At 59.3% G+C, this 1,413-nt stretch carries 1 pseudogene; it reads left to right on the top strand.

Annotated features, from left to right (window positions below):
- Positions 1-1,413: pseudogene (locus tag HCF10_RS30925) on the top strand (RHS repeat protein); the annotation flags it as partial.

Raw genomic sequence — 1,413 nt, 5'->3', positions numbered from 1 at the left:
CGGCGACCAATGCGGTAGGTGAAAGCGAGGTTTATCGCTACGACGATCAGCACGTGATTCTTGAACGTGGACTGGCCGGTGGGGCGAGTTTCTTCTGGGAATGGGAACGGGCTGGCAAGGCTGCGCGCTGTGTCCGGCATTGGGCCAGTTTTTCGCAGATGGATACGCGGTATGCCTGGGGGGATGACGGCCGTGTCACGGTGCATAACGCCGATGGCAGCCAGGAAGTGTACGTCCATGACGACCGGGCACGGCTGGTGCAGCGCATTGATCCGGACGGTGCGCAGCACTTCAAATCCTACGATGACAAGGGCCGGCTGACGGTTGAGCAGGATCCGCTGGGGGCGGTGACGGCGTATCAGTATGACGATGCCGGACGCTTGGTGGCGTTGTTTCCGGGGGATGATGAGCCGACAACCTACGAGCATGACAACGGCTTCGTACGGGTTGTAAGGCGGGGTCTGGCGGTCTGGAAATATGAGCGCAATGACCAGGGTGATGTCATTCGTAAGATCGATCCCGATGGCCATGTAACCGACTACAGCTATGACAAATACGGGCAACTGGTTGGGGTTTGGTATCCGGATCACAGTTGCCAGCGGCTGGTGTGGAATGAACGGGGGCAACTGGTTGAGGAGCAGCTACCCAATGGCGGGATCAAGCGTTATCGCTATGACGATCTTGGCCGGCAGGTTGCCCGCGAGGATGAACAGGGGGCGCTGACCCAGTATCAGTGGGACAGCGTGGGTCGGCTGGTTCGCGTGGTGCTGCCGGGTGGAGCATGTCGGGAATACAGCTACAACCCCTACGGAAAAATCACCGCCGAACGCGATGAACTCGGCCACGTCACCCGCTACGAATACGCCGACGGCCTGCACCTGATCAGCCGCCGCATCAACGCCGATGGCACTCAGGTCAACTACCGCTACGACAACGTGCGGTTACTGCTGACCGAGATCGAAAACGAGGTCGGCGAGACCTACCGACTTGCCTACCACCCCAATGGCCTGATCCAGCAGGAAATAGGTTTTGACGGGCAGCGTACGGCTTATGCCTACGACCTCAACGGCAATCTGCTGGAAAAAACCGAACACGGCGACGATGGCAGTCAGTTAGTCACTCGTTACGAACGCGATCACGCCGGTCGACTCGTCAGAAAAACCCTGCCCGATGGCAGCCTTGTTGAATATGCCTACGACCGCCAGGGCAACCTCCTCAGCGTCGACGACGGCCATTGGGCGCTGGCCTACGAATACGATAGCCAAAACCGCCTCACCGCCGAACATCAGGGCTGGGGCACCTTGCGCTATGGCTACGACACCTGCGGCCAGCTTCAACACCTGCGCCTGCCCGATAACAACCGGCTGGTTTTTAGTCATGCGAAAGGCGGCCACCTCGCCACCGTCGAATTAA

Source organism: Pseudomonas sp. B14(2022), from assembly GCF_012030485.1.
Classification (GTDB): Bacteria; Pseudomonadota; Gammaproteobacteria; order Pseudomonadales; family Pseudomonadaceae; genus Aquipseudomonas.
The sequence above is the reverse complement of the archived record's forward strand: the minus strand, read 5'-3'. Positions and strand labels throughout refer to the sequence as shown.